The organism is Streptomyces sp. NRRL B-24085, from assembly GCF_001282115.1.
GTDB lineage: Bacteria > Actinomycetota > Actinomycetes > Streptomycetales > Streptomycetaceae > Streptomyces.
On sequence record NZ_LJBR01000684.1, the window covers coordinates 1 to 1,478 of the forward strand.

A 1,478-nucleotide genomic window follows, 5' to 3' on the forward strand; every position below is an offset into this window, starting at 1 on the left:
CACGCCCCCGCCCTCCTCCTCGACAGCCGCGAGGCCCGGCACGAACGCACCCGCTCCCAGCTCGCCCGCGAGCAGCAGGGCGGTGTGTGGGGTGACATCCTCGGCGCCCTGCGCCAGGAGGCCCCGCGGGCCCAGCTCATCCTCAACCAGCTCAACCCGCTGGTGCGCACCGCCGTCACCATCGACGAGCCCGAACTGGCCCGTACCAGCGCCGAAGCCCTCTACGGGCAGGCCGCGATGCTGTCCCGCCGCCCGCTCAGGCCCGCCGAGTCGAGCCTCATCAACCGCTCCTTCCTCGACCTCCTCGCCCACGCCCTCCGCAAGGACCGCTGACGATGCCCACCCTGATCCAGACCACCGACGAGCTGTACCAGGCGCTCCAGGAGAACGACGAGCGCCCCTACGGCCGCACCCGCACCGTCACCGCCGAGGAACTCGTCGACGCCGCCGAGCAGTTCGGGGAGCCCGTCCCGCTCGTCCACGCCCTCCTCGAACTCCAGGAGGCGTACACCTACGGCTCCGAGCCGCGGAAGTCACCCGTCGTCTTCGCCCGTCTGCTCACCCTCTTCGACGAGCAGCCCGACGTCTTCGACGAGCGCCTGCGCCACATGATCTTCTGGCGCTTCAAGTGGGTGGGCCACGCCCTGCGCCAGGTGCCGGAGATACCGCTGGCCAGCCTCCGTCAGTGGCTGACCGAGATGCGCGACCGCTACGAGAAGGCCGGCCTCGGCCTCCAGCCCTACTACGGACAGGCGTACCAGCTCGCCGCCCACGTGGGGGAGGACACCGCCCTCGCCTACGAGCTGTGGGCGAGCCGCACCCGCACGCGGCTCAGCGACTGCGAGGCCTGCGAGATCTGCGAGCGCGCCCTGTTCCACCTCGCGGCGGGCGACGACGAACGGGCCCTGCGCGCCTGGGAGCCCGTCCTGAACGGGAAGGAGTCCTGCCAGGAGGAGCCCGCCCGCTCCTTCTCGTACGCGCTGCTGCCCCTGCTGCGCACCGGCGGCGCCGAGCGGGCCCGCGAACTCCACCTCGCCGGCTACCGGGGCTGCCGCCGCAACCCCGCCATGTCCGGTGAGGTCGGCCGGCACCTGGAGTTCTGCGCCCTGACCGGCAACGAGGCCCGCGGTCTGGAACTGCTCGCCGAGAACCGGAACCTGTTCGACGAGGTCGACTCGCCCCTGGACCAGCTCGACTTCCTCACCGGCGTCGAGGTCCTTCTGCGGCGCGTCGAGCATCTCGGCCACGGCGACCTGCCCGCCGCCGGATACCCGGGCCGTGTCTGGACGGTGGCCGGGCTGCACGCCGAGGTCCGGGGCCGCGCGGACGACCTCGCCGCCCGCTTCGACGCCCGCAACGGCACCTCGACCCACAGCGACCGCCGCAGGGCCCGCCTCGACCGGGCTCCCCTCCTCGACGCGCTGGAACTGACCCTGCGCACCCGCAGCCTCGACGACGTCGCCCCGGCCGCCCCGGTC

The 1,478-nt window shown here is 73.1% G+C and carries 2 pseudogenes; both read left to right on the top strand.

Annotated elements, in window-relative coordinates:
- A pseudogene (locus AOJ26_RS41175) lies at positions 1-333 on the top strand (HSP90 family protein); the annotation flags it as partial.
- A 2-nt stretch (positions 334-335) separates the two neighbouring features.
- A pseudogene (locus AOJ26_RS41180) lies at positions 336-1,478 on the top strand (hypothetical protein); the annotation flags it as partial.